We start from the raw sequence: 559 nt of genomic DNA on the forward strand, positions 1-559 counted from the left end.
TTTACCCCACCAACTAGCTAATCCGACCTAGGCTCATCTGATAGCGTGAGGTCCGAAGATCCCCCACTTTCTCCCTCAGGACGTATGCGGTATTAGCGCCCGTTTCCGGACGTTATCCCCCACTACCAGGCAGATTCCTAGGCATTACTCACCCGTCCGCCGCTGAATCCAGGAGCAAGCTCCCTTCATCCGCTCGACTTGCATGTGTTAGGCCTGCCGCCAGCGTTCAATCTGAGCCATGATCAAACTCTTCAGTTCAATACTGCTTGGGTTTTGAGAAAACCCTAAACTTGGCTCAGCAATCGCATTCTCTTAAAAAGAGATAAAACTCTCGAATTCACGAGTGTTACTTGCGTTGCTGATAATCTTGCGATCACCAGTCTTACATCACAAGCACCCACACGAATTGCTTGATTCGACTTGTTAAAGAGCAGTTGGTCAAGGCTTTCGTCTCAACCGAGGCCGCGCATTCTACAGCAACCTCTCTTTCCGTCAAGCGTTATTTTCGAAAATTTTCTTTTCTACTCAACCGCTTGCGCCGACCTTCAAACCATCTTCC

General features: G+C 49.0%; 1 rRNA gene. It reads right to left on the reverse strand.

Annotated elements, in window-relative coordinates:
- Positions 1 to 258 (reverse strand): 16S ribosomal RNA (locus ACFC20_RS17760); the annotation flags it as partial.
- Between the last annotated feature and the right edge of the window lie 301 nt (positions 259 to 559).

The organism is Marinobacter sp. (genome assembly GCF_041984545.1).
In the GTDB taxonomy this organism is placed as follows: domain Bacteria; phylum Pseudomonadota; class Gammaproteobacteria; order Pseudomonadales; family Oleiphilaceae; genus Marinobacter.